This is a genomic window from uncultured Rikenella sp., from assembly GCF_947628055.1.
GTDB lineage: Bacteria > Bacteroidota > Bacteroidia > Bacteroidales > Rikenellaceae > Rikenella.
In genome coordinates this window covers 1-25,577 of record NZ_CANQYJ010000024.1, presented here as the reverse complement: position 1 = coordinate 25,577, position 25,577 = coordinate 1, and the positions used below count along the sequence as shown (strand labels likewise).

The window sequence follows — 25,577 nt, the reverse complement described above, 5'->3', positions numbered from 1 at the left end:
ATGGAATGAGGTTAGGATATGGGATCACTGTTTTTTCTTGTGCAAGGGCTTTTAGTCGGTTTTTTGGCCTCCGTGCCATTAGGGCCGATCGGCGTGATCTGTATCCAGCGCACCTTGAACGGCACCCAGAAATCAGGTTTTCTTTCAGGCTTGGGAGCAGCCGCAGCCGATACGATATTCGCCACCATAGCCGTTTTCTCGCTCTCCTTTCTGACCGACTTTATGGAAGCCCACAAACACTGGTTCACAGCGATCGGCGGGATTCTAATCATAGTGCTCGGTTTTTCCATCTTCTACAAACGAGTCAGACGGGCCAGCCAAAGGCGGCAGACCAAAAGCAGCCTGCTCAGCGACTGCCTCTCCATTTTTTTCCTGACACTCACCAACCCAGCCTACATTCTCGTTTTCATCACCCTATTCGCCGCCTTGGGCATCAGCAGCGAAGGACATTCCACGGCAGTCAATCTGCTATTGATCCTCGGCGTGCTGACAGGAGCCTCGTGCTGGTGGTTTACACTGACCTATGCCGTCAACAAACTGCGCCAGCGGTTCCGGCTGCGGCACCTGTGGTGGATCAACAAGATTACGGGATCGGTCATTATTCTGTTCGGAGTGCTGTTGGTGCTGAGCCTCGTGGTCAATCTGGGGCCAGTGGAGAAGATATTACCTTAAAACGACACATGAAAAAGATTATCATAGCCATCGACGGCTACTCGTCGGGAGGAAAAAGCACCTTCGCCAAAGCAGTGGCAGCGAAGTTAGGCTATATATTCATCGACACCGGAGCCATGTACCGGGCAGTGACACTGTTTGCCATGCGGCGCGGAATCGCGGACGATCCGGAGGCGTTGGCAGCGGCATTGCCGGAAGTGCATATCGCATTCCGCTTCAACCCGGCCACGGGGCGCAGCGATGTCTACCTGAACGGGGAAAATGTGGAGACGGAAATCCGCCGGATCGACGTGAGCGGCCGGGTGAGCGCGGTGAGCCGCATTCCGCAGGTGCGGGAGAAACTGGTAGCGATGCAGCGGGAAATGGGACGGGCCAGAGGGATCGTTATGGACGGACGGGACATCGGAACAGTGGTTTTTCCCGATGCGGAGTTGAAGATTTTCATGACAGCCGACGCGCATGTGCGGGCCGAACGCAGATACAAGGAGCTGATCGCCAAGGGCGAAGAGGTGTCGCTGGCCGAGATCGAGCAGAATATCCGCGACCGCGACCGGCAGGACGAGACACGGGAGGTAGGGCCGCTGCGCCGGGCCGGGGATGCGGTGCTGCTGGACAACAGTTATATGACAGTCGAGCAGCAGATGGAGTGGATGGACGAACAACTGAAACGTTTTGAATAGTCGGTTATAGAAATCCGGCGCGCGCCCGATGGCATCGGGGGCCGGGCCTGCGCGCCTTGTTCGGCCTCCTCAAGAATGCAGGCGAAGAACGCAATGCCCGCCTGTCGATCAACCGAACAAGCCAGTAAACGACAAGACATGGAACACAATCATTCGCACGGACATGGCCATATGCACGGCCATGTGCATGACCATGCGGCGACGGGGAATATCGCCGTCGCCTTTTTCGTCAATCTCGGTTTCGCCGTCGTCGAACTGGCGGGCGGGCTGTGGACGAACAGTATCGCCATCCTCTCCGACGCATTCCACGACTTCGGCGACAGCTTGTCGCTGGCCGTGGCATGGCGGTTGCAGAAAGTATCCGAGCGGCCCAGCGACTCGCAGTACAGCTACGGCTACAAACGGTTCTCGCTGCTGGGAGCCCTGTTTATTTCCACGGTCTTGCTGGTGGGCTCCGTTTTTATCATGAAGGAATGTATCGGGCGCATCCTGGCGCCGCAGGAACCGAATGCGCAGGGGATGCTGTGGTTAGCGGTGTTCGGCGTGCTGGTCAACGGCTTCGCGGCCTTGCGGCTGCACAAGGGAGGCTCGATCAGCGAGCGTGCCGTGATGCTCCACATGATGGAGGACGTGTTAGGCTGGATCGCGGTACTGGTGGTCAGTGTCGTGATGCTGTTCGTCTACGTGCCGATCCTCGACCCGCTGCTGTCGATCGGAATCTCGTGCTGGGTGCTCTACAACGTCTACCGGAACCTCAAAGCCACGTTCCGGGTGCTGTTGCAGCATACGCCTTCGGATATAGATGCGCACAAGCTCGAAGCGGAGATCGTTGCGCTGCCGGAGGTGGAGTCGATCCACGACCTGCACCTGTGGAGCTTGGACGGGGAGCGGAATATCAGCACGCTGCATGTGGTGACGGCAAAGCCGCTCGACTGCGGGGCGCAGGTCAAACTCAAAGAAGAAATCCGGACGGTTTGCGCCCGTAATGGCATAGATCATGCTACGGTGGAGCTGGAAACGGAGGGCGAGGACTGCGGTCTGACCCACTGCTCGCACTGATGCCTATGGATTTTGAATACCATACTCTGAACTTTCCGCCGGATTACGACGGGCCGGTGGTCGCCACGCTGATCCGGGCGCCGTTCCCGGCTCGGGATACGCGGCGGGCGGTGCTCTATATCCACGGCTATATCGACTACTTCTTCCAGGAACACCTGGCCGGGGAGTTCGTGGCGCAAGGCTACCGGTTCTATGCCGTGGAGCTGCGCAAGTACGGGCATTCGTATTTGGAGGGACAGCACCCGGATTTCGCCCGGTCGATGTACGAATATTATCCGGACTTGACGGAGAGTATTCGGCACATCGTAAGTGACGGAGCCGAGGAGGTGGTTTTATTGGGCCATTCCACCGGGGGCTTGCTGGCTGCATTGTATGCCGACGACGGGCCTGTTGCACAACGGGAAGCGGTGAAGTGTGCGGTGCTGAACAGCCCGTTCTTGGAGTTCAACACCACGTGGTTCAAGAAACATGTTCAGATTCCGCTGGCGGCTTGGGTCAGTCTTGTGCTGCCGTTCGCGCACACGGGATCTGAACTGTCGCCGCTCTATGCCGAGAGTGTGCACCGGGATTTCCACGGGGAGTGGGATTTCGATACGCGGATGAAACCGATCGAGGGAATTCCGCTTTATTTCTCCTGGTTGAGGGCTGTGCGGGATGGCCAGCGGCGTGTCCGGCGGGGCTTGCATATCGGGGTGCCGGTGCTGGTGATGAGTTCGGACAGGTCGTTTTTCGGAAAAGAGTGGAGCGACGAGCTGCTGCGGGCGGATTCGGTCTTGAATGTGGAGGATATCCGGCGTCTGGCGCCGAACTTAGGTGCGGATGTGACTTATGTGCAGATTCGGGGCGGGATGCACGATTTGTTCCTTTCGGCGCAAGAGGTGCGAGCTGAGGCGTTCAGGGTCGTATTCGACTGGCTGGCATTGAAATGAAATAGAGTGTTTGAGGCTATTTTGTTGTAATTGCATATCAAGGTGTATTCGGTCTGCAACGAGCATTCAAGTTAGCCGGTGTAAAATCATTGATAATGAGTTTGTGGAAAGTTCCCGACGAGGCGACCTCAAAGCTGATGCAACTCTTTTACAACAACTGGCTCAGCGGTATGGAGATTCATCGTGCTTTCGCTGTATCTCAAAAACAAATCCGCGAGGAATACTCTTCGCCTTACTTTTGGACCGGATTTGTAATCTTGGACTAAAGAATTACTTTATATATTCACATCGTATTGTTTCAATAGTTAAGCATTGCATTAATTTGATATTGCATCCCTCAAATATTGCAGCATATCTGTAATAAATGTATTAAATGGCTGTCCATTTGCAAACACTTTTTTAGGAATGTTGCATGAGAAATCCCCATTTACTCTAATTTTATCTTCTGCAAATGGCTCTTTTTCATGGCTGATAATCGGTTTGAGGATGTCACCAAAAACTTCATTCAAGTTCCGATGTACATATGTATGTTGCAATATATTCGTGCGTGATTTTATCACTTCATCTTTTGTCGCATTCGGAGAAATAGCGCATCCAGTGGTATTGGTACAATCGATACAACATAGAGCATATCTACCAGCTTTTTCTACCGCCTGCCTCATTTGCAGAGAGGACATATGAGCCGGTTCGTTGAAATTCCATTTCGTCTTACACTCAATATAGTACAAAGGCTTATCCTTATACCTAATAACAATATCTTGTCCGCATTGAACATCATCGGCATATATTGAATTTTCATCTTTGTTATATACACATGTTAATTCTGTACTTATCTCATTCCTAGTAAAATCTTCCAACAGTTTCCCTATTGCATATGTAAATGCGAATTGTTGCTTTCTTTCTTGTGCCTGAACCACTAATTGCTCTGCCCTCTCCATTATTTCATCAAAATGTTCAGACTTAATAAGTTCTGCCATTCTATGCAACTTATCGCTTCCCTGCATCTGAATTTGGAAAAGAGCACTCCTATCATCATCGCTTCCGAACTTATAATAAAGTTCTTCACGTCTGATAGATATATGTTTGAAATAATCTGCCCAACCACTATCCAGATGGTTGAGAATAACCAATATCTCTTTTGATTGGAGACGTGGTTTATCCAGTTCCTCTTCAAAATGTTTTTCAATTTCAGCTCCGACTTCTTGCGGTGTGTATTCTGATAATTGCAATTGCGATAACACAGCAAAATCCAAAGCGACAAAAAATCCTTTCAAATCCGTGTCGAATATTCTTTTATACAGCTCCTGCAAGTCTTCATCAATAGACTTGTTCTCCCTCAAATCATCGTCCAACTTGCATAACTTATCCAATTGGTTGGGGATAATGCCATATTTTTTGAGCCAACCTCTTAAATCCTCTAATCTTTCTTCATCCTCGGTATCAAAACATTTTTCGACAAATTGATATAATAACTCTCGATGATGTTCAGTTTTCAGCCATTCCGTTGATTGTTGCGATAGCATAAATATAGTGTGCTCGACAAGGAATTTAAAACTTGTTGAATACAAATCAGGTTTGTCATCTTCAATTTGTGGAATAAATATCGGATTGAACGTTATATCATACAAATCACATATTGTTTCTAACAATCTGGCTCGATAATCAGTTGGAGAGACAGTATCAAATGCTGAACAATACTTAATTAAGGCTTTAATTACCTCATCGCTTAATAGCACAAGATCAATACCATAATATTTATGTTTCAGACTTTGGTCCCGATAATCATCTATGATAGACTTAATCTCATTACGCAAATCACTCCGTGTATATGCAGATAGAGAAGATGCAAACAATCCGGCATATTTCGTATTTATAAGTTTATCTTTCTCCTCGCCTAAAATAGGTTTTGCAATATCATACAATGCATCCGTTATATTTTCGCCATTACGTAAATCGCCTATTTTCATTAGTTGCCCTTCTCTATTGGGAATCAAAGCACAACTTTCAAGGAGTTCTGTTCCCTTTGCACCTAAATCTTTTATAAAGCGCAACAATGTGTATAAGCTTGCATCTTCTGCTGCAACATTATTGCATATTTCCTCCATAGTCAGGTAATACTCTTCGGTTTCTGGCGCCCATTTCTTGACAATTTTAGACCATTCAATGATATCCTTGTTCGGCATCATATATTCCGAAGGTATGTATTTAATGATCGAAGGTATGTATTCCTTCATTTTTTCGTCGTCAATATGCAGGTATATTTCTTCATCCAGGACGCGGCATTCGAAATCCTTCTTAATTGATAAATAACCGCGTCTTGTCGGTATCATCTTCCATTCCGCGAACTCATCTGCAAAGCATCTCTGTAAATTATCATAAAATGCTTTTGTCACGTCATCGTCCCCGTTGTATCCAAAATCAATTGCGGCAAAGTCTATTGGTAGACACTGTTCCTGGCTGTTGCTCCTGTAATATGCAAACAGCATATTTATCATCTCTTTTAAAACTTGTTCGTTATGGGTATATTTTGCCTTTACATTGTCGTCTTCCTTGGGGATAAAAAACGAGTTTCTTTCTTCTACCGGATAAAGACGCGAGGAGTGAAAAATAAAATTAGTTCCCCATTTTTCAGTGCCCAACATCGGGAAAAATATAAATTGGCTTGGTATAACTGATGTATCATCAAAACCAATTGGCAGAGGCGGAATGATGATTATATCCTTGCCGTCATTGGACTCTAATGAGTGCACGTTTATATCATCTTCCGAGTTCTCATTTCTGACATGGATTTTGGTTTCTATCTTTTTACAGCCTTTGGAGTCGATAGAAATATTGCAGCATTCTTTTTTGAATGAGATGTAATTCCCTAAATTATCTATCGAGCATTCTGCTATCCTGTCATTAAATGCCATTACATACGGCATCAATTTAGATGTTGTCTCAATCTGTTTTGATATTTTTTCTATCTTGTCAGAAGATAACAGATATTTAAAACTTGTCCACTCTCCGGGAGTAGTATTTCCTGGCTCACCAATAAGAGCTTCGACTATAGACAGCTCACGATCCATTTCATGGATAAACTCGTCTTCGTTATTAGAACTTCTATCCAAACAGAAACCATTGGGTAGCGGCACATACATACAAGTATCGTCACACTCTATACGGCAATCACCGCTGATATAGACTTTTTTGCTAAAAATATGGGTAGACATAAAACCGGTCCCATATTGTCCAACAGTAGTATCATCATCATCTTTCTTCGTGCTTTGCTGCTTTACCAGATTAGACAAAGTATCTAGATTAAATGGTTCACCCTTATGGAAAAATGTAATGCTGTCGGATGATAGCATTATCTTGGTTATTGCATGATTGGATAAATCTCTAGCGTTTTGCATTAATTCCCATATTGCGCGTTCACTGCTGCGATTGTTATTGCGCTCAATACCATTCATTATTTTAGAACGAGCTGCGAGTAACATTTCGCGACGCTCTTTGCGCTTACGTTCTTCCTTTATTTGTTTCTGTTGTATTTCTGAGAACTGAACCATAAGTCGGCATATTATTAATGAAGCTGTCTAATTAAATAGAGCGTCAAGTACTAGTTCTTTTTGTATACAGCTCGAATGCTCGTTTTGCTCAATGCCTTTGGCGGTTATCATCGTAACGATAACATTCTTGTCGGTCTTGGTCGCTTCGATGAATGATGAGACTTTGCGTTCGATATCCGCTTCATCCTTTGCTGTCATTGCATAGGGGCGATTGTAGAATTTCATCTCACATACATTGATTGTTTTATCTGCGCGGTCGATAAGCATATCTATCTGTGCTTTCCGTTCATCGCCCTTGCCGAACCACGAAACGACATTCGAAATAATGCCCGATATTCCCAACGCCATTTTTATCTGCTCGGCGTGATTCAGACACAGCATTTCAAACGACAATCCGCTCCATACACTATATGTGTGCGAGTTCTGGCTGTTCGACCAATAATTTGGGTCGTGCGCTACAGCCTTCTTCATTATCTGAAAGTGGAACAGTGTAAAGTGGTCGACAAGTTGATACAATGTATCCGGACTTTGATATCCGTCAGCCACCCGATTGCGAGCTCGCGCAGGCTTCGCCAAGAACGGCTCATAACTGCGAATAAACCCGCAACTCTCCAACTCTTCCAACATCAAAGTAAGTTTCCCGTTGTTGGCCAATTTTGTCTGTTTGACAATATCGCCTCGTGTCAAGCCTTTGCCTTTCGCCGCAAGTGCCGTTACTATCTTAATATGGTTCCTCGCGTTTTTATAGAGCGAATTATATAGATTCTGGAACTCGTCGCACAATTCGCCATCTTCTGCAAACAACAGCCTGTCGATATTCTGCGCAACGCTCTCGCCCTTATTCATCTTCGACAGGTAGAATGGCACACCACCTAACACCATATAACACTCGGCTATCTGTTTTGTAGACAGGCGAAATCCTCGCGCTGCAAAATACATTTGACATTCTTTCAGCGCAAACGGTTTGAGCGGAATCTTGTGTGTTACGCGATTATGAAGGCCGCCGCGATTCTTGATGAGGTTGTTGATTATCCACGAAGTTGCGCTGCCGCATACAATCAGTTTTATGTCGCTGCGCCACGAAGCCCACGAGTTCCAGAAATGCTCCAATCCGCTGATGAAGTTGGAACGCGGCGTATCCATCCATGGCATTTCGTCGATGAAGATAATCTTGCGACCCTCGGGTAGTGATTCGAGGTAGGTTTCCAGTGCGATAAACGCATCGAGCCAAGTTTTCACGGGGCGAACATCAGGGCATTTCTTCCGTATGCCCTGCATAAAGTTACTCAGTTGAATGCGCAGACTGACGTTGTTCATACCGGCAACATAGAAGGCATAATCATCGCCTATGACCTGCTGTATGAGGAATGTCTTGCCGACACGCCTGCGACCATACACGGCGATAAACTCGGACTGCTCAGAGTTGATATAATTTTTCAGTTGCTGCTGCTCCATTTCTCGCCCGATGAAAAATTTTTTCATAATCTTCTAATCTTCTAATTGATACAACCTATATCTCGGCATCTTATTACGAGTGTAAAGGTAATGCTTTTGTTTGAACCAGTAAAATAAAATTGCACTAAAACGATCTAATGGCATTGCGTTGTTGTGTTAGTTAGACTAATTTAGTGCTTTTGGCGTAAGATAGGAACCTATGGGAAATTATATTCTCATTCCATAGTAGTATATAAATATACTACTATTATTATATTATGTCGACTAATTTTTGCGGATTTTTTTCGGTTGCCTGCAATGTGCAGAGTTGAAAAATATTTGTTACTTACAGCCTATTATAACAGATATATTCAACTGATATACAATACAAATACGACTATTATATGGCTATGAGCCTAATATCCATTATAATAAAAACAAGAGCTAAAAATATGAAAATAAATTTTGTAATATAATGTTATATTAATGTTTATAAAAGTACAGTCTTTTAGGTGTATTTATCTAAAAATCACATTTTATGTCTTTTTGTCACTTGCCTCTACTTATTTAGGAAAAATTCACATGTCTTTACATCGAATAAATGACTTGAGCGACAATGCAAAAAAGAGGGAAAGATAAAACATAGTGTATTACTTGCCGGAACGATGACTTTGCACAACAAGGTACTTGCAGGCGGTAGGCAATCCCTTTATATCGACTACTGCGAGGGCGGCAAACACCGCAGGGAATTCCTCTCGCTCTATCTTGAACCGGAAAATACCGTGCGCATCAAGCGTGCAAATGCTTCTATTCTGCGCAAGGCCAAAGCAATCCTTCGGGAGCGTCAGTCGGCGATGCTGTCCGCCCAACTCTCGCAGATTGAGGAGCAGGAGCGGCGCAGTACATTGTTGTCCTCGTGGCTCGACACCTATTATACCTATTTAGAACGACGCGGCGTCGATGACCTGCACAGTATAACCTCTATCAAACTGCGTTTGCAGGAGTATGCGCCCGATGCAACATTGGAACAGGTGGACAAGCCTTTTCTACTCGGATTTATAGACTATCTGCGTGGGGAGTATCGTATGCGCAACGGAGAACCGTTATCGCAAAAGAGCATCTTTAATTTGGTGGGTATGCTTTCCTCGTCGCTGAACTATGCCGTGAGTATTGGGCGGATAGCGATAAACCCTTATAATCTCTTTGAGAGTGAAGAACGAGTAAAGCGTGGTAATGAGCATAAGCGGGAGTATCTCACTATCGAGGAGTTGAAGCGGATGATTGACACACTGTGCAGGAGTGCTGTTGTACGGCAAGTATTTCTGTTTACTTGTTTTACTGGATTGCGGTTAAGCGATGTTCGGGGTCTGCGCTGGTGCGACCTCTCGCAGCAGGACGGTGCATATACGCTCGGAGTGAAGATGTACAAGACGGAGAAGATGGTCTATATTCCGTTGTCGAAGTAGGCAATGAAGTGGTTGCCAGAACGGGGCGACAAGTCAGGAGCGGATACCGTCTTTGACAATATCCCTTCTTCACTCAACGACATCATAGGACATTGGGCGAAAGATGCTGGCATGACTAAACATATTACCCACCACACTTTTCGATATACTTGCAGTAGAGGCTGAATGCCGCCTTGATGTTTTTTTCGCTTTCGCCTACCCAGCAGCTTTTGATTTTCGATACGTCGACCGGCATCACATCCCGTCCGGTCATACGCGCCAGCTGATTGACGGTTTCTGTTTTCCCCGTACCGGGGGCACCGTAGAACAGGCAGGCGAAGCCCTGGCGTATGTCGCTCTCTGCCAGGCGGGACTGGATGGTTTTGAACCGTTCGGGCATAAGCAGTGTGGCCAGCTGGTCGATTTGCATCTGCACGGTCGGGCTGTAGAACAGCTGTTTTGGGGCAAATGTCGTATGGGATACCAATTCTTTGCTCGATTCGAACTGTTTCGCGCATAAATCCATGTCGGGGAATAACTCCTGCTTGGCTGCATCGGTGAGGTGGAAGTAGCACATGTCGCCGATTCCATCGTCGTTGCGCGGCTCGATGAGATGATGACGGCACAGCGGATAAGTGCCGTCTTTCAGTTCCGTTCTAATCCTTCTCAAGTGACTTTTGTTTTTGAAATAATTCTCCCAATCGTGTTCGCCTATCATGTCGTCGTGGTTGAGCAGTCTGTTGGCACACATGCACAACATCAGGAACGGAAAGTCTCCGTTCAACCCGTATTTTTTGACGGCCTGGCAGAACGGCGGTTGCGGATTGGCCCCAACCAAACAGTCGAGCTCTTTGAGCTGTTCCCTTTCGCTGTTGTAACCATTTCCGAAAACCTCGTCGAGCCTCGATGAATTCGTCTGAGGTTAAACCGGAGATGGGCTTCGGGGTGAACACGCGATCTTCTTTGACTGCCTCGAGGACGTCGAACGGAACATGGTAGTAATATTTTCGTTATCATCTTTGTAATGACGGACGAATCCTCGTTTGCTCAGTTTGTTGGTTTCGCTCATCGAGGCCACGATGCGGATGTTGCGGCATCCGATCATTTCGGAAAATTCGCTGATATAGATTCGTCTGTTCGAGCTCTTTTCCATGAAAAACGAAAATACGAGCGTCTGCTCCGTGGTCATGTCCATACGATGGGCAAGGTACGCGAGCGGTTGTTCCATGAGTACATAAAAATCATCGCCGATTTTTCTCGATTGCGCAATCGATGATTTGTTCGATTGCCGACAACAGGGTCATCTCAGTCGATCCGGACGGCCTCTTGCAATCGTTTTGCTGTTTCGTTTCCATTTTTCGTTTTGTTTGACGATGCAAAGATTACATCGGAATATGCCAAATAATGGCACAGCATCGCATTTGCACGAAATTTTCATTCCCGGCATTCTATCGCAGGCGGCAGATGCATTCGGAAATGATTCTTTCCATGATGACACGAAAACGGAGGCCTGCCCGCGATATTTTCAATCGGATACGAAATGGAAATAATTTTCTTATGTTTCGCAACATGTGCCTCGATTTGGCAGATGTTGCCTCGTACCTTTGCATTCTGAAACTTAAAAAACGAGATTATGGCAACGAAAAATTGAGACGGCGACTTCATGTCGCAGATTATGGACGATGCAGCGTGGAAAGATCTTTCCGGCGAATTTGCGTGGAGCGAGCAGCTGCTCGAAAAGTATCAGGACAAGGTGGACTGGGACGAGGTGTCGGAGAACAGCACCATGCTTTGGACGGCGTCGATGTTGGAGAAATTCCGCAACAAACTCGACTGGAAGGCTCTTTCGCGCAGCGGACACCAAAGCATTCTGACTGCCGAGATGTTCGAGCGCTTCAAGGATCGCTGGGACTGGAGCGAGCTCTCGCGCAATTGCGACGTCGAAATGACTTGCAGCCTGATCGACTGATTCATCGACCGCTGGGACTGGCGGGAGTTGATCGACCGTTACGACTGTAACAAACTCTACGACCGTGCGTTTTTAGAGCGGTACAAGGAGTATATCCCCGTATCCGAACTGCAAGATTCGCGGTTATGGCGCGAAATCGTGGAACAGCGCAAAGGGCAGATCGCCCGCGAAATCGCCGCATGAAAAGTACCCGATCCGGTCTGCGACACTGCCGCCCCGAATCTGCCGTTCGATATGCAAAAGGTATTGCAAGAAATGGCTGAAAGCCTATTCGGCATCAAATCCGGTCAATAGCATCACGAAATGCGTAAAAACCAATGACTAAAAAAATACGAATATGGGACAGACACGAAACGGCCGCTCGTCGTCGAAGAACAATGCCGGCGTACTGTTCAACCGCTACGTCTGGCTGGTCGACACGATCTACCGGGCCGGGCGTATCTCGTTCGAGGAGATCAACGAGCGGTGGCTGCGCTCGTCGCTCAACGACACGGGCGAGGAGCTGCCGATCAAGACATTCCACAACCACAAGAACGCCATTCAGCAGATGTTCGACATCGATATCGCCTGCGACCGCCGCAACGGCTATGTCTACTACATCGAACATGCCGAGGACATGGAGCAGAGCGGCGTGCGGACATGGCTGCTCAACACGTTCGCCGTGAATCACCTCATCAACGAGAGCCACTACCTCAAGCGGCGGATTCTCTTCGAGGAGATCCCCTCGGGGTAGCGGTTCCTGACGACAGTCATCGAAGCGATGCGCGACAGCCGGACACTCGAACTCACCTACCGCAGCTTCTGGCGGACGGAGGCTTCCACTTTCGAGGTGGAGCCCTTCTGCGTCAAGGTTTTTCGCCAACGCTGGTATTTAGTCGCCCGCAGCGTGAGCGACGGCCGGATTCGCATCTACGGGCTCGACCGCATCGAGGCGCTGCGCCAGACGGAGCACCCGTTCGAGCTGCCGGCCGATTTCGACGCGCACAGCTATTTCGCCGACAGTTTCGGCATCATTGTCGACGAGGAATACGACATCGAACAAGTGCGGGTGCGCATCGGCGGCATTCAGCGGGATTACGTGAGGACATTGCCACTGCACGCCTCGCAGACCGAAAGCGAAATTACGGAGGAGAGCTCTGTATTTGAATACCGGCTCCGCCCCACGGTCGATTTCCAGCAGGAGCTGCTGACACATGCCGTGAATGCCGACGGCGGGATGGAGGTGCTCGAACCGCTGTGGCTGCGCGAGCGGATGAAAAATATCGGGAGTGATTTACAGGACAACCATATCGTTCCCATACCATGACCCTCTAATCCCGCATCCTCGGAAATATTCTGAACGACCATCCGGTATTTGCCGAACTTATCGATGCCATGCGCAAATGGACGGTCATCGAGTTCATCTACCGCACGAAAGAGAATCACGAGTCCTATTCCTGTGTTGCCCCGTTCGGTTTGAAAGAGATCGGCGGCAGGTGGTATCTGTTCGGATTCGATCGGGAAGACCATCTGCACATTTTCGACATTGCGAATAGAACAGAGGACCCGGAACTCTTTTGGGCTACGTTCAGTGTGCCGGAAATGTTGGATTTCGGACGGTTCGCGGAACGATATTTCACCCCGGAACGGGTCAAATAAATAAACGGTGTACCTGCACTCCAGATCGAGGCTGTTCGGCCGGTTACGACATGACGATCGCTGCGAACCGGACAAAAGGAATCCCGATTGCCATTCACTGCATTTTGTACTGCCCCGGCGACATGCCCGTGTGCTGCTTGAAGTATTTCCCGAAAAAAGACTGCGTCGAGAAATTCAACTCGTAAGCGATCTCCTGAATGCTCAGACCCGAATACTTCAGCAGCGTCTTCGCCTCCAGGATCACATACTCGTCGATCCACTCCGCCGCCGACCGGCCCGTGATCTTTTTCATCAGCGACGACATGTACTTCGGCGTGATGTGCATCTTGTCCGCATAGAACCCTACGCTCCGCTCCTTTTTGTGATATTGCGTCAGCAGTTCGACGAACTGGCGGAAAAACACCTCCCGGCGGCTCTTGACCGACCGCTCTTCGTCGACAGGCAGATGGGTGAGCTGGTCGCAGCATTTGTAAAGGAACGCCCTCACCAGCCCCTTGACGATCTCCGGGCGGAACCGGCTCTGCGGCTCTTCGGCGCACTCCCGGATCAGGTCGTAAAATTCCTCTAAGCGCCGGACGATTTCCGGGGCAAGGCTCCGCGCCGGATGGTTCTTGAGGTGGATGTAGATCGGGATCGCATTCTTCAGGTCGATCCGCGCCTCGCGCAGGAAATCCAGCGACACGACGATGATGTGCCCCCGGAAATCGTCGCTGACGCGGTCGATCCGGATGATGTTCTCCGGCAGATTCACTACGATCATGTCCGGCGACACGTCGCACTCCTTCAGGTTGATCGTCGCCCGCCCCTCGCCGGCGGTGCACAGGGCGATCACGACCGCATCTAACCGGCACGGGTAGCGGAACAGCTCCCATGCCGTCGATTTGTCCGGAGAGACGATCATCACCTCGTCGTCTCCGCCGTCTTGGTACCCGACGGTCTGTCTCAGTTGCGAGATCGTTATGCTGGCAAGTCCGGTCATTGTTCTGAAATTCTTTATTTTTGAATCAAATATAGAGTTTCGGGGGCAATAATTGGTAGGATATGGCCGATTTTTCGACTTTCAGAACATCACTCTCGAAATCCGGTACTTTAAACGGGCTGGTTTTTCCCGCAACTTTGCAACGACTTTTAATGACAGTAAAGTTATGTTTTCCAGATTCAACATTTCCGGGCGCCTGTTCGGGGTCGTTGCCGGAGCGATAACGGTCGCGGGATGTTCGTCCGGCCCGCAGACCGGCGGGGAACGGGCGATTCCCGTGCAGACCGTGACGGCGGCGGCCGGAGCGGCGGCGGAGAACGGACGCGAATATGTGGGGGTGGTCGAAGAGGAATCGGCCGCCGTTCTCAGTTTTCCGCTGCAAGGCACGGTGACTGCGCTGACCGCCGACGAGGGGCAGCGGGTGCGGGCGGGGCAGGTGCTGGCCCGGCTCGACGAACGGAATCTGCAAAGTATCCATCAGAGCGCGCGGGCTTCGCTGGCGCAGGCGGAGGATGCCATGAAACGGCTGCAGATGCTCTACGACAACGGGAGCCTGCCGGAGATCAAGTATGTCGAGGCCCAGACCCGGCTGGAGCAGGCCCGGTCGATGGAGCAGGTGGCGCGCAAAAATTTAGAGGATAGTAAATTGGTCGCTCCTTTCGCCGGGGTGGTCGGCAAACGGTCGGTCGAAACGGGCGAGAATGTGATGCCGGGGCAGGCGGTCTTTACGCTGCTGAAAACCGATGCCGTCAAGGTGAAGATTCCGGTGCCGGAGAACGAAATCGCGGCGGTCGGGACGGGGCGGCAGGCGCGGGTCGCTGTGGCGGCGCTGGGCGGTAAGACGTATGACGGAACGGTGCGGGAGAAGGGGGTGAAGGCCGATCCGGTGTCGCATACTTACGAGGCGAAGATTCCGCTGACCAATCCGGACGGGGCGTTGATGCCGGGCATGGTGTGCCGGGTCACACTGGCGGGGGACGCTGCGGCGCGGGCGATCGTGCTGCCGAACCGGGCGGTGCAGGTGACGGGGCAGGGCGAACGGTTCGTGTGGTGCGTGCGCGACGGACGGGTGGCGAAGGTGCCGGTGACGGTCGGGGGGCTGACGCGGAACGGCGTGGTGATCGCGAGCGGTCTGTCGGGCGGCGAGCTGGTCATCACGGACGGCTATCAGAAAGTGAGTGACGGGATGAAAGTCGAAGTGCTATGAAACGAATCGGAATCATCGAATCTGCCATGCGCTACCACCGGATCATGCTCCTGATCGTCGGGCTGTTGGTGGTGCTGGGGATCTACGGGCTGGTGGTGATGCCCAAACAGGAGTTCCCGCCGTTTACGATCCGGCAGGGGCTGATCGTCGGGGTCTACCCGGGCGCCACGTCGGAGGAGGTCGAGGAGCAGTTGGCCAAACCGCTGGAACAGTTCCTCTTTACCTACAAGGAGGTCAATAAAGCCAAGACTTACACTTTGTCGCAGAACGGGATGGTTTATGCGATGGTGGAGCTGAACGACGAGGTGCACGACAAGGACGAGGTGTGGTCGAAAATCAAGCACGGGGTGGCGAATTTCAAGATGCAGCTGCCGGCGGGGGTGCTGGCGTTAGTGGTCAATGACGACTTCGGGGACACCTCGGCACTGCTGATCTCGCTTCAGTCGGAGGACAAGACTTACCGCGAGCTGGAGGGGTATCTCGACGACCTCGAGGGGCGGTTGAGGCGGATCGAGTCGGTCTCGAACCTGCGGCGGTACGGGTTGCAGAAGGAGCAGATCACGGTCCGGTTCGATCCGGACAAGCTGGCGGCTTACGGCTTGGACCAGCGGGCGCTGATGGCGCGGCTGTTCGCGCAGGGGTTCACCACGGCGGGCGGAACGGTCGAGGCGGAGGGGCAGGAGCTGCCGATCCGTTTCGTGCCGGTGTACGATTCGGAGTACGAGATTGCGGAGCAGATCGTCTACAGCGACCCGGCCGGCCGGGTCATCCGCTTGCGGGATGTGGCCCGGGTCGAACGCGAGTATGACGAGCCGGACAGCTATGTGACCAACAACGGACGCAAGGCGGTGATCCTGTCGATGGAGATGCGCGAGGGGAACAACATCGTGGAGTACGGCAGGGAGGTGGACGAGGTGCTGGCGGCGTTCGAGGCTTCGCTGCCGGACGATGTGGAGGTGGAACGCATCGCCGACCAGCCGAAGGTGGTGGACGAGTCCGTGACGTCGTTCGTGCGCGACCTGCTGGTGTCGATCGCGGTGGTGATCTTGGTGATGATGGTGCTTTTCCCGTTCCGGTCGGCGGTCGTGGCGGCGACGTCGATCCCGATCAGCATCTTCATCTCGATCGGGATCATGTACATGACCGGCATCCCGCTGAATACGGCGACGCTGGCGGCGCTGATCATGGTATTAGGGATGATCGTGGACAATTCGATCATCGTGGTGGACGCTTATCTCGAGAATCTGGATCGGGGGATGTCGCGCTGGTATGCGGCGGTGGCGAGCGCGAAAAACTATTTCGGGTCGATCTTCCTGGCGACGCTCTGCATCTGCATCATCTTCTTCCCGCTGTTGGTGACGATGACCGGGCAGTTCCGCGATTTTCTGGAGGATTTCCCGTGGACGGTGACCATCTCGCTGATGGTTTCGTTAGTGCTGGCGATGATTTTCATCCCGTTTTTGGAGTACCTGCTCATCAAGAAAGGGCTCAAGCAGCGTCCTGCGGAACGGCTGGAGAAGAAACGGCGCGGTTCGATGTTAGACCGGGTGGAACGGGGGTACGGCTATGTGCTGGACTGGACGTTCCGCTGGCCGAAGCTGACGATTCTGGGGGGGGTGATGACGGTGGTGCTGGCTTGTTCGATCCTGTTAGGGCTGAAGGTGCGGATGATGCCGTTCGCCGACCGGGATCAGTTCGCCGTGGAGATTTTCCTGCCGCAGGGGACGGCGCTGGAACGGACGGAAGCGGTGGCGGACAGTGTCTATCGGACTTTGGCGGCGGACGAACGGGTCAAGTCGGTGACGCAGTTCATCGGGACGGCCTCGCCGCGGTTCCAGGCGACTTATGCGCCGAACCTGCCGTCGAAACACTATGCACAGTTCATCGTCAATACGCAGTCGGTCGAGGCGACGCGGGGGCTGCTGGACGAGTATGCGAACGCTTGGGCGGATCGCTTCCCGAATGCTTATGTGAAGTTCAAACAGCTCGACTACCAGAACCTCACCACGCCGATCGAGGTGCGGTTCCGGGGCGGCGACATCGCGGCGTTGAAACAGGCGGCGGATACGCTGATGGCGGGGATGCGGCGGCTGGACGGCTTGGTGTGGGTGCATACCAATTACGAGGAGCCGCTCTCGACGGTGGCGGTGCGGCTCGATCCGGTGGAGGCGGCCCGCTTGGGGATCGACCGGGCGGTGGCGCAGACGGAGCTGGCGGCTTGTTATTCGGGCTTCCCGGCGGGGACGATGTGGGAGGGGGATTATCCGCTCGCGGTGGTGCTGAAGGCGGACGGAGCGGACGGGGATAGCGCGGCGATCGAGCGGATCGGCGATCAGTACATTGCGACGGCGGTGCCGGGGGTGTCGGTGCCGCTGCGGCAGGTCGCCTCGGTCGAACCGGCGTGGAGCGAGGGGCAGATCGTGCGCCGAAACGGGGTGCGGACGCTGAGCGTGATGGCGGATGTGCGGCGGGGATGCAACGAGGGCGAGGCGTTCAAGGAGGTGCGGCGGATAGTCGAGGCGCAGACGCTGCCGGAGGGGGTGGAATATGAGTACGGCGGGGCGGTCGAAAGCGATGCGGAGATCACGGGGCCGATCATCAGCGGCATTTCGGCGGCGGCGTTCATCATCTTCCTTTTCCTGCTCGTCAATTTCAAGAAGGTGAGCATTTCGGTGGTGGCGTTGGTGTCGATCTCGCTCTGTCTGCTGGGGGCGGCGCTGGGACTGCGGCTCACGCGGACGGAGTTCGGACTGACTTGCGTGCTGGGGCTGATCAGTCTGATGGGGATCATCGTCCGCAATGCGATCATCATGTTCCAGCATGCCGAGGATCTGCGGATCAAGAAACGCATCCCGGCACGCGAGGCGGCGTACGATGCGGGGCGGCGGCGGATGATGCCGATCTTCCTGACGTCGGCGACTACGGCTGTGGGGGTGGTGCCGATGATCATCAGCCGGAGTTCGCTGTGGACGCCGATGGGGATCGTGATCTGTTTCGGGACGGTGGTGTCGATGATATTGGTGGTGACGGTGCTGCCGGTCACGTACTGGAAGATTTTCGGAAACGTAAAGCTCAAAACGAAACAACTTTATGATCAAGCGTAGTCTTTTTTGTATCTTCGCCGTTGTTGCGGTCGGCGGGGGCGGTTTTCCGGGGCCGGCGGAGGTGCGGGCGCAGGCGGCGTACACGCTGGAGCAGTGCCGGACGCTGGCGCTGGAGAATAACCATAAGATGAAAAACGGGCGGTTGGATGCCGAGCTGGCGGTGCAGACGCGCAAGGAGGCTTTCACGCGCTATTTCCCGACGGTGAGTGCGGGGGGGATGGCTTTCACGGCGAGCCATGACATGCTGCGGCTGTCGGTGCCGCTCGAACTGCCGATTCTGGGGCTGGAGCTGCCGCCGCTGGGGATCGGGATGATGAAACACGGCTTGCTGGGGGGTGTCACGGCGCTGCAACCGGTCTTTGCGGGGCGGCAGGTGGCGGCGGGGAACCGGCTGGCGCGGATCGGCGAGGAGGCGGGAAAGCTGAAGCTCCGGGTGTCGGAGCGGGAAGTGAACGAGACGGTCGAACGTTATTTCTGGCAGGTCGTCGCTCTGCGGGGCAAGCTGCGGACGATCGAGGCGGCGGAACGGCAGGTGGCGCAGATCCGGAGCGATGTGGAGGCGGCGATCCGGGCGGGGATCGCGACGCGGAACGATCTGTTGCGGGTGGAGCTCAAACAGCAGGAGAATGAGAGCAATCGTCTGAAGATCGAGAACGGGATCCGGGTGTCGCTGTTGCTGCTGGCGCAGTATGTGGGGGTGCCGCTTTCGGAGCCGTTCGACATTGCGGCGGAGGAGATCGGAACTTCGGAGGTGCCGGAGGGGTGGTATGTGGATGCGGCTGAGGCGGCGGAGGCGAGGCCGGAGGCGCTGTTGCTGGACCGGCAGATCGAGGCGGCGCGGCAGCAGGTGAGGATGACGCGCGGAAAGAGTATGCCGACGGTGGGGATCGGGGCCGGATATTTGTATCATGACTTGACGGGGCAGGATAATGATTTCGGGATGGTGTTCGCGAGTGTGTCGGTGCCGATCTCGGGCTGGTGGGGCGGTTCGCATGCGGTGAAACGGGAGCAGCTCAAGCGCCGGCAGGCGGAAAATGACCGCCGGCAGGCGGTGGAGTTGATGCAGGTCGAAATCTCGCAGTGCTGGAATGAGTTGCGGGAGGCTTACGAACAGATTTTGCTGGCGAAAAGGTCGATCGCTTCGGCGGAGGAAAATTTGAGGCTGAATGAGGATTATTTCCGGGCGGGGACGGTGTCGCTGAGCGATTTGTTAGATGCCCAAACGCTGTTGCAGCAGGGGTGCGACCGGCTGACGGAGGCGGAAGCGGAGTATCGGGTGAAGCGGACGAGGTATCGTTTGGCGACGGGGCGATGACTGGGGTGTCTATTTGCTCCGGCCCTGATTGGGTCTGTTTTACGGGTCGTTTGGGTGCGGGATTTTCTGATGAAGTGGCTCCGGGCTGGCCGCTGACGCGGAACCCCAATATCTAACGGTAGGCTTATTTAGCACGGTGCCGTGAGTGACTGTTCTTTCTGTGAACAAGTCACTCACAAGGGGACAGAATATCGAACATAAACGCTATATGGCAAAAAAGAATAAGAAAAAACGGAGACTGATCATCTGGGGATCACTGCTGCTGATCGTGCTTCTGCTGGTCGCAGGCAAGAAAAGCGGACTGTTGTGGCCGAAGCCGCTCGAACAGGTGACCTTAGGCAAGCCTCAAGTGCGGACGATTGTGGAACTTATTTCGGCCAACGGTCGAGTGCAGCCGGTGAGCGAAGTGAAAATTTCGCCCGACGTGTCAGGCGAAATCGTCGAGCTGAACATCGAGGAAGGACAGCAGGTGCAGAAAGGGATGCTCTTGCTGAAAATCAAGCCCGACACCTACCAGTCGATGCAGGAACGAGCCGAAGCCACACTCAACTCGTCGAAAGCGCAGTTAGAACAGGCACGCTCGCAGCTGATGCTCGCCCGGCAGACTTACGAACGGCAGAAACAGCTGTTCGAGCAAAAAGCGATTCCGGAAGCCGACTACCAGAGTGCCGAAGCGCAGTACCGCTCCTTGCAGGCACAGGTACGGACGGCAGAATTCAATATCCGCAGTGCGGAAGCCTCGCTGAAAGAAGCAGAGGAAAACCTCTACAAAACCACGATCTTCGCCCCCAGCGGCGGGACCATATCGAAACTGAACGTAGAGCTGGGCGAACGCGTGGTGGGGACAGCGACGATGGCAGGAACCGAGATGCTGCGCATCGCGGATTTGTCGCAGATGGAAGTCCGGGCGGACGTGAACGAAAACGACATCGTGCGGGTGGCATTGGGCGACACGGCGGTTATCGAAGTAGACGCCTACATAGGGAGAAAATTCAAAGGGGTGGTGACCCGGATCGCCAACACGGCGACAGGCAGCGGGACAACATCGTCGGATCAAGTGACCAATTTTGAAGTCCGGATCTATATCCTGCCGGAATCATACGCCGATCTGGTGCAAGACGGCGACGCGGTACAGGGACTGTCGCCGTTCCGGCCGGGGATGTCGGCCACAGTGGACATTCAGACCGACACCCGGCATACGCTGTCGGTACCGATACAGGCTGTGACCACGCGGCCGGGGGCGGAAAACAAAGAAGTGGTTTTCGCCTACCGGGCGGACAGCTCGCAGGTGCGGATTCTGCCGGTGAAGACAGGCATCCAGGACAAGCAATTCATCGAAGTCTCGGGCCAGGGGATCGACACGACGGTACAGGTGGTGACAGCACCTTTCACGGCGATCTCCAAAAAACTGACCGACGGGCAGCAGGTGCAGCCGGTCGTCTCGCTGACGGAGGCCGCGACCACGGAACGATAACTTACCTTGAACCGATAAATGGCACTGATACTATCCATAGAGACCGGCACGGAAGTGTGCTCGGTGGCGCTGGCCGAAGACGGAAAGATGATCTCGCTGCGCGAGAGCGGCAGCGAAGGGCGGACACACGCCAATAACCTGGGGGTCTATATCGACGAGGTGCTGCGCGAGAATGATCTGAACGCCGACGAATTGGACGCCGTGGCGGTCGGGGGCGGGCCGGGATCGTATACCGGACTGCGGATCGGCGTCTCGACGGCCAAAGGCCTGTGCTATGCCCTGAAGAGGCCGCTGATTGCCGTGGATTCGCTCAAAGCATTGGCCAATATCGCGATGGAAGAGTACGAAGCGGGGATCATCGACATAGAAAATCCGCAGACAGCCATGCTGGCCCCGATGATCGATGCGCGGCGCATGGAAGTTTATACCCGGCTGTTCGACACTTCGCTCGTTCCCCAGGGGGAGACGCGCGCCCATATTCTGACGAAAGAGAGTTTTGCGGACATTCTCGCATCGGGGCGGGAACTGCTCGTGTTCGGGAACGGAGCGCAGAAATGCGCCGAGCTGCTGCCGCAGGCGAAATATGTGCGGGTGGCTTCGTCGGCACGAGGGTTGGCGACGCTGGCCGAAGCGGCTTTCCATGCCGGGGAGTTCGTCGATACGGCTTACTACGAGCCTTATTATCTGAAAGATTTCGTGGTGACCCGGAGCAAACGGAATGCGCTGGGGCTGACGGATCATGCCAAATAGAAGCGGGATGCACTATATCAAATGCAATCACTGCGGCCGCCTGGTGGAGATCAAGTCGCAGTACATGGTTTTCTGTCCCTCCTGCCAGCGCAAAATGGACAACAGTTTCGCCGAATGGAGCAAACGCAATCCGGGCCGCAGCTACGAAGAGTACCTCGGCGGATTGGCGGTGAGCGGCACCGCGCTCGAAGGTGTGCGCCTGCAACGGAAAATCGGACGGGCGATCGTGCGGGGCAAGGCGGCGCGGCGGGCATTCCTGGCGCTGGGGATCGCTGTGTTAGTCACGGTGCTGGGCACGGGCGGTTATTGGGCCTGGAACCGGTATAATCGCAGCGCGTCGATTACGGCGCTGCTGAACAAGGCCTGGCGGATCAGTTATTACGACGATCTGGGAGCGACGCTCAAGTTTCCGTTCCCGCTCGAAAAAGAGGCGGCTTTCTCGGCCGACTCCTTGCAGCGGGAGAACGACCGGCTGACGGCGGACACGGCCCAGCGGCAAGTGGTGCTCGGCGCCGTCAGCCGGCGGTGGGCCGAGCCGGGGACGATCAGCGTGACGGCCAGCCGCATCGATTACCGGCCGGATTTCGGCGTGAACCGCGACATCGCCACGCGTCAGATTCTGCTGAACATGTTGCAGGAAAACGATTTGCAGGGATTCGAGTTTTTCCGCAACGACTATTCCATTCCGAACCTGAAGGCGCGGAGCTTGTCGGGAAGCTATCTGTTAGGCGTAGAAGCGTTCGAGTTCCGGGCGCTGATGGCGCAGTACGGACACACGGTCTGGTATTTCATGGTGGCTTATCCTCGGTCGAAGCCGGAAGGACTGTTGGTAGCCGAACGTTTTTTCAAGGGGATTCTGATCGACCGGCAGTTGACGGGAGAACCTCTGCGGTGAAAACGCGGGCCTGGGCCGTTTCTCTTGCTTAGGGAGACGGAAGCCCGTTTCGGGGAAACGCCCGAATCAGCGGAACCAGCTGACGATTTGTTTGTAAAACGCGGTCAGCGGACGTTTGACCCGCACCCAAAGCCGCCACTGACTGTCGACCGAATTTCCGATCGAAGAGGGCATCCGGCCCGTATGCGTACCCTGGACAGCCGTTACCGGATGCGTCCAATAAATGTCGAAACCTCCCTGACGGTGGAGGGAAGTGACGAACCAGTCGTAAGGCACGGAACATTTCTGTTCAGCCGTAAGCCGCCTGAGCAGGGCTGCGCATTCCTGAGTGACATAATAAGCTCCGGCGCATTGAATCTCATCGGCCGGATAAGCCACAACTCCCTTTTTGCGCCGGCTCCGGGGAATGAATTTCAGGCAAGTGGCCTCGTACCCGATCCAAAACGGTTTTCCGCCCGAAAATTCCCGCGCCTGCCGGATCGAACGGGGAAGAATCTCCAGAAACCGCCGGTTCAGGAAAATATCGTCTTCCAAAACGACCGCCCCGTCCGGACACTCGGCTTCGATCCGCTCGTAAACCAACAGATGCTTCATCCCGCAAGAGGTCGCCGCCGAAACGGTGTTCATGGGAGGAGCGAAAAAACGATCCATGCCCTCCTGTGTCAGATCGCCCATGTCCCCGTCCAGCATGTATTCAAACGACAGTCCCAGTTTCGCCGTCATCTTTTCGATATGGCGCGCCCGGTCCTCATAGCCGGTTTTGACGTGCAAGACGAATATTTTTGGAAACTGCTCCATAGTTGTTTTTATGCCGTTATGTTGCGCGAACAGGGTCAGGAGCTATGCGGTCAGGATATGCCAATGCCCGAGGCGAGAGGAGTACGACCGCCCCGCCGGCATAAAGCTGTCGATTTTGCAGCACAGCCCCGCCCCCGCTCGTCCGTCCTGCCCCCCAGAAAAACAGTCGAAGAGGGGTGCCGTTCGCCAATAATCTGACGCAAATACTCTATTCCCGTCCGTCTATGCTGGCGCATTCGCCCTGCTCCGACACTTGCACCACGTCGATCCCGGCCCTGCGCAGCAGTTCCACGCCGTCCTGCGAGTGGTAGTCGTCGCAGAACACCACGCGCCGGATCCCCGCCTGGATAATGAGCTTGGCACACTCGATGCACGGCGAAGCCGTCACATAGAGCGTCGCCCCCGACGAGCTGTTGTTCGACTGAGCCACTTTGGTGATGGCATTGGCCTCGGCATGCAAGACATAGGGCTTGGTCAGCCCCGTCGCCTCATCCTCGCAGATATTCTCGAACCCTTGCGGCGTGCCGTTGTAGCCGTCGGAAATAATCATTTTGTTCCGCACGAGCAGCGCTCCCACCTGCCGCCGCACGCAGTAGGAGTTCTCGGCCCAGATCCGGGCCATGCGGATATACCGGCTGTCCAACAGCCGCTGTTTCTGTTCCTGGTATCCCATAGAAAAGCTCGAATCAAGGCAGCATGCGGCGGAACCGCAGTTCCGCCGCATGCTTGCCGGGTATCTGTCTCATCCTGAATAAAGAGCGGCGGCTATTTTTCCTTGTACCGTTCGATCTGTCGTTTGATCGCATCCACGCACAGATCGATCGACTCCTCGAACGACTTGCTGCGCCGCTCGGCCACCAGCCCGTTCCCCGGCACCGACAGTTTCAGCACCGCCACCTTATTGCCCTGGTCGTCGTCCTTGTCTAATTTGAGGGTCACTTCCGCCCCCGTGCTGTTGTCGATCATGCGGTCGAGCTTGCTCACCTTATGCTGTACGAAATCGAGCAGTTTCCGGTCTGCATCGAACTTCACGGATTGAATTTGAATGTTCATACCTTATTCTCCTTGTGTTTTCTTAGTATTTAAAAGCGCCCTGGGATGGGCCCGGTTATAGGTCTCTTTCAAGGACTCGATCGTGTTGTGGGTGTAGATCTGGGTGGCGGCCAGCGAGGCGTGCCCCAAAAGCTGCTGCACCGTTCGCACCGAAGCTCCGTGCTGCATCAGGTGGGTGGCGAACGTGTGCCGCAGCACGTGCGGCGAACGTTTCCCCTGCACCCCCGCCAGCGACAGGTATCCTTTCACGATCGTGTAAACTCCCATGGCGGAGAGGCCTTTGCCTTTATTGGATAAAAATAGACAATTTTCGGCTTCTTCGCAAATCTTTTCGTTCTTCCTGACCTGCAAATAGTGTTCCAATCGGGACACCACCGCAGGAAGCAGCGGCACGAGCCTCTCTTTGGCTCCTTTGCCCATCACGCACACGGTTCCGGCGTCTAAGTCGAGGCTCTGCAAGGTGAGCGAGGCCAGCTCGGCCCGCCGGAGGCCGCAGGCATAAAGCATCAGCACCACCATGGCGTCCCGTTCGACGGGGTATTCGTCGGAGGGTTCCTCCAGCACTGCGACCAGCCGCGCCATCCGGCTCTGTTCCACGAAAGCGGGCAGCAGAGCCGGATGGCGCGGC

Annotated in this window: 26 protein-coding genes; 17 read left to right on the top strand and 9 right to left on the bottom strand. The window is 53.7% G+C overall.

Translation table 11 applies throughout. The annotated features are described in order from the left end of the window. The first annotated feature begins 18 nt into the window (after positions 1–18). The 5 genes from Q0Z93_RS03945 (at position 19) to Q0Z93_RS10125 (ending at position 3,606) form a co-directional block, all read left to right on the top strand. Positions 19–672 (top strand): LysE family transporter, encoded by a 654-nt coding sequence (locus Q0Z93_RS03945; RefSeq protein ID WP_298062807.1) that lies wholly within the window; start codon positions 19–21, stop codon positions 670–672. Between the two features lie 8 nt (positions 673–680). After that, positions 681–1,352: a (d)CMP kinase gene (gene cmk / locus Q0Z93_RS03940; protein ID WP_298062805.1), complete on the top strand. Its 672-nt coding sequence runs from the start codon at positions 681–683 to the stop codon at positions 1,350–1,352. A 138-nt stretch (positions 1,353–1,490) separates the two neighbouring features. Further along, positions 1,491–2,411 carry a cation diffusion facilitator family transporter gene (locus tag Q0Z93_RS03935; protein ID WP_298062803.1) on the top strand — a complete coding sequence of 307 codons (921 nt, stop codon included), beginning with the start codon at positions 1,491–1,493 and terminating at the stop codon, positions 2,409–2,411. 5 nt (positions 2,412–2,416) lie between these two features. Beyond that, on the top strand, positions 2,417–3,340 hold the full coding sequence (locus tag Q0Z93_RS03930) for an alpha/beta hydrolase (RefSeq protein WP_298062800.1): 924 nt from the start codon (positions 2,417–2,419) through the stop codon (positions 3,338–3,340). Positions 3,341–3,369: 29 nt separating this feature from the next. Then, entirely contained in the window at positions 3,370–3,606 is a 237-nt protein-coding gene (locus tag Q0Z93_RS10125) for a CHAT domain-containing protein (RefSeq protein WP_363291442.1), read from the top strand. Positions 3,607–3,657: 51 nt separating this feature from the next. Here Q0Z93_RS10125 and Q0Z93_RS03925 read toward each other — a convergent pair whose 3' ends face one another. Together Q0Z93_RS03925 and Q0Z93_RS03920 are read right to left on the bottom strand one after the other, a co-directional pair. Then, on the bottom strand, positions 3,658–6,888 hold the full coding sequence (locus Q0Z93_RS03925) for a hypothetical protein (RefSeq protein ID WP_298062799.1): 3,231 nt from the start codon (positions 6,886–6,888) through the stop codon (positions 3,658–3,660). A 27-nt stretch (positions 6,889–6,915) separates the two neighbouring features. Next, positions 6,916–8,370 (bottom strand): ATP-binding protein, encoded by a 1,455-nt coding sequence (locus tag Q0Z93_RS03920; RefSeq protein ID WP_298062796.1) that lies wholly within the window; start codon positions 8,368–8,370, stop codon positions 6,916–6,918. A 617-nt stretch (positions 8,371–8,987) separates the two neighbouring features. On the opposite strand from Q0Z93_RS03920, the gene Q0Z93_RS03915 reads away from it, so the two are divergent. After that, positions 8,988–9,788, top strand: coding sequence for a phage integrase SAM-like domain-containing protein (locus Q0Z93_RS03915; protein ID WP_298062794.1), 801 nt, complete (start codon positions 8,988–8,990; stop codon positions 9,786–9,788). A gap of 124 nt (positions 9,789–9,912) precedes the next feature. Here the strand turns inward: Q0Z93_RS03915 and Q0Z93_RS03910 are convergent, their stop codons facing one another. Beyond that, complete coding sequence (locus tag Q0Z93_RS03910; RefSeq protein WP_298062792.1) at positions 9,913–10,437, bottom strand: AAA family ATPase; 525 nt, start codon at positions 10,435–10,437, stop codon at positions 9,913–9,915. Between the two features lie 252 nt (positions 10,438–10,689). Then, a complete protein-coding gene (locus tag Q0Z93_RS03905; RefSeq protein WP_298062790.1) occupies positions 10,690–10,962 on the bottom strand; it encodes a hypothetical protein in 273 nt (90 codons plus the stop codon). 468 nt (positions 10,963–11,430) lie between these two features. On the opposite strand from Q0Z93_RS03905, the gene Q0Z93_RS03900 reads away from it, so the two are divergent. The 5 genes from Q0Z93_RS03900 (at position 11,431) to Q0Z93_RS03880 (ending at position 13,374) form a co-directional block, all read left to right on the top strand. Beyond that, positions 11,431–11,736 (top strand): hypothetical protein, encoded by a 306-nt coding sequence (locus Q0Z93_RS03900; protein WP_298062788.1) that lies wholly within the window; start codon positions 11,431–11,433, stop codon positions 11,734–11,736. Positions 11,737–11,763: 27 nt separating this feature from the next. Then, on the top strand, positions 11,764–11,919 hold the full coding sequence (locus Q0Z93_RS03895) for a hypothetical protein (protein ID WP_298062786.1): 156 nt from the start codon (positions 11,764–11,766) through the stop codon (positions 11,917–11,919). Between the two features lie 154 nt (positions 11,920–12,073). Further along, the gene (locus tag Q0Z93_RS03890; protein WP_298062784.1) at positions 12,074–12,469 is read left to right on the top strand and encodes a hypothetical protein; all 396 of its coding nucleotides are present in this window, start codon (positions 12,074–12,076) and stop codon (positions 12,467–12,469) included. A gap of 6 nt (positions 12,470–12,475) precedes the next feature. Next, a complete protein-coding gene (locus Q0Z93_RS03885; RefSeq protein WP_298062811.1) occupies positions 12,476–13,042 on the top strand; it encodes a WYL domain-containing protein in 567 nt (188 codons plus the stop codon). 14 nt (positions 13,043–13,056) lie between these two features. Beyond that, entirely contained in the window at positions 13,057–13,374 is a 318-nt protein-coding gene (locus Q0Z93_RS03880; protein WP_363291440.1) for a WYL domain-containing protein, read from the top strand. A 94-nt stretch (positions 13,375–13,468) separates the two neighbouring features. Here Q0Z93_RS03880 and Q0Z93_RS03875 read toward each other — a convergent pair whose 3' ends face one another. Continuing rightward, entirely contained in the window at positions 13,469–14,353 is an 885-nt protein-coding gene (locus Q0Z93_RS03875) for a helix-turn-helix domain-containing protein (RefSeq protein WP_298062782.1), read from the bottom strand. Positions 14,354–14,519: 166 nt separating this feature from the next. Between Q0Z93_RS03875 and Q0Z93_RS03870 the strand changes: the two genes are divergently transcribed. The 6 genes from Q0Z93_RS03870 to Q0Z93_RS03845 all read left to right on the top strand — a co-directional run bounded on the left by Q0Z93_RS03870 (position 14,520) and on the right by Q0Z93_RS03845 (position 23,098). Next, complete coding sequence (locus Q0Z93_RS03870) at positions 14,520–15,560, top strand: efflux RND transporter periplasmic adaptor subunit (protein WP_298062780.1); 1,041 nt, start codon at positions 14,520–14,522, stop codon at positions 15,558–15,560. Next, a complete protein-coding gene (locus Q0Z93_RS03865) occupies positions 15,557–18,664 on the top strand; it encodes an efflux RND transporter permease subunit (protein WP_298062778.1) in 3,108 nt (1,035 codons plus the stop codon). Before Q0Z93_RS03870 ends, Q0Z93_RS03865 begins: the two co-directional genes overlap by 4 nt. Further along, positions 18,651–19,979: a TolC family protein gene (locus tag Q0Z93_RS03860; RefSeq protein WP_298062776.1), complete on the top strand. Its 1,329-nt coding sequence runs from the start codon at positions 18,651–18,653 to the stop codon at positions 19,977–19,979. The genes Q0Z93_RS03865 and Q0Z93_RS03860 overlap by 14 nt, the downstream gene beginning before the upstream one ends. Before the next feature lie 208 nt (positions 19,980–20,187). Beyond that, positions 20,188–21,453 (top strand): efflux RND transporter periplasmic adaptor subunit, encoded by a 1,266-nt coding sequence (locus tag Q0Z93_RS03855; RefSeq protein ID WP_298062774.1) that lies wholly within the window; start codon positions 20,188–20,190, stop codon positions 21,451–21,453. 18 nt (positions 21,454–21,471) lie between these two features. Continuing rightward, the gene (gene tsaB, locus Q0Z93_RS03850; RefSeq protein WP_298062772.1) at positions 21,472–22,203 is read left to right on the top strand and encodes a tRNA (adenosine(37)-N6)-threonylcarbamoyltransferase complex dimerization subunit type 1 TsaB; all 732 of its coding nucleotides are present in this window, start codon (positions 21,472–21,474) and stop codon (positions 22,201–22,203) included. Then, positions 22,193–23,098, top strand: coding sequence for a hypothetical protein (locus Q0Z93_RS03845; protein WP_298062770.1), 906 nt, complete (start codon positions 22,193–22,195; stop codon positions 23,096–23,098). The genes tsaB and Q0Z93_RS03845 overlap by 11 nt, the downstream gene beginning before the upstream one ends. Positions 23,099–23,164: 66 nt before the next feature. On the opposite strand, the gene Q0Z93_RS03840 is transcribed toward Q0Z93_RS03845, so the two are convergent. From Q0Z93_RS03840 to Q0Z93_RS03825, 4 genes are all read right to left on the bottom strand, one after another. Further along, entirely contained in the window at positions 23,165–23,896 is a 732-nt protein-coding gene (locus Q0Z93_RS03840) for a glycosyltransferase family 25 protein (RefSeq protein WP_298062768.1), read from the bottom strand. Between the two features lie 208 nt (positions 23,897–24,104). Continuing rightward, positions 24,105–24,569, bottom strand: a complete 465-nt coding sequence (locus tag Q0Z93_RS03835) for a dCMP deaminase family protein (protein ID WP_298062766.1) — start codon at positions 24,567–24,569, stop codon at positions 24,105–24,107. Between the two features lie 92 nt (positions 24,570–24,661). Further along, positions 24,662–24,949 (bottom strand): ribosome-associated translation inhibitor RaiA, encoded by a 288-nt coding sequence (raiA, locus tag Q0Z93_RS03830; RefSeq protein ID WP_298062764.1) that lies wholly within the window; start codon positions 24,947–24,949, stop codon positions 24,662–24,664. Between the two features lie 3 nt (positions 24,950–24,952). Then, the coding region (locus Q0Z93_RS03825) for a tyrosine-type recombinase/integrase (protein WP_298062762.1) at positions 24,953–25,577 on the bottom strand (625 nt) is incomplete at its 5' end.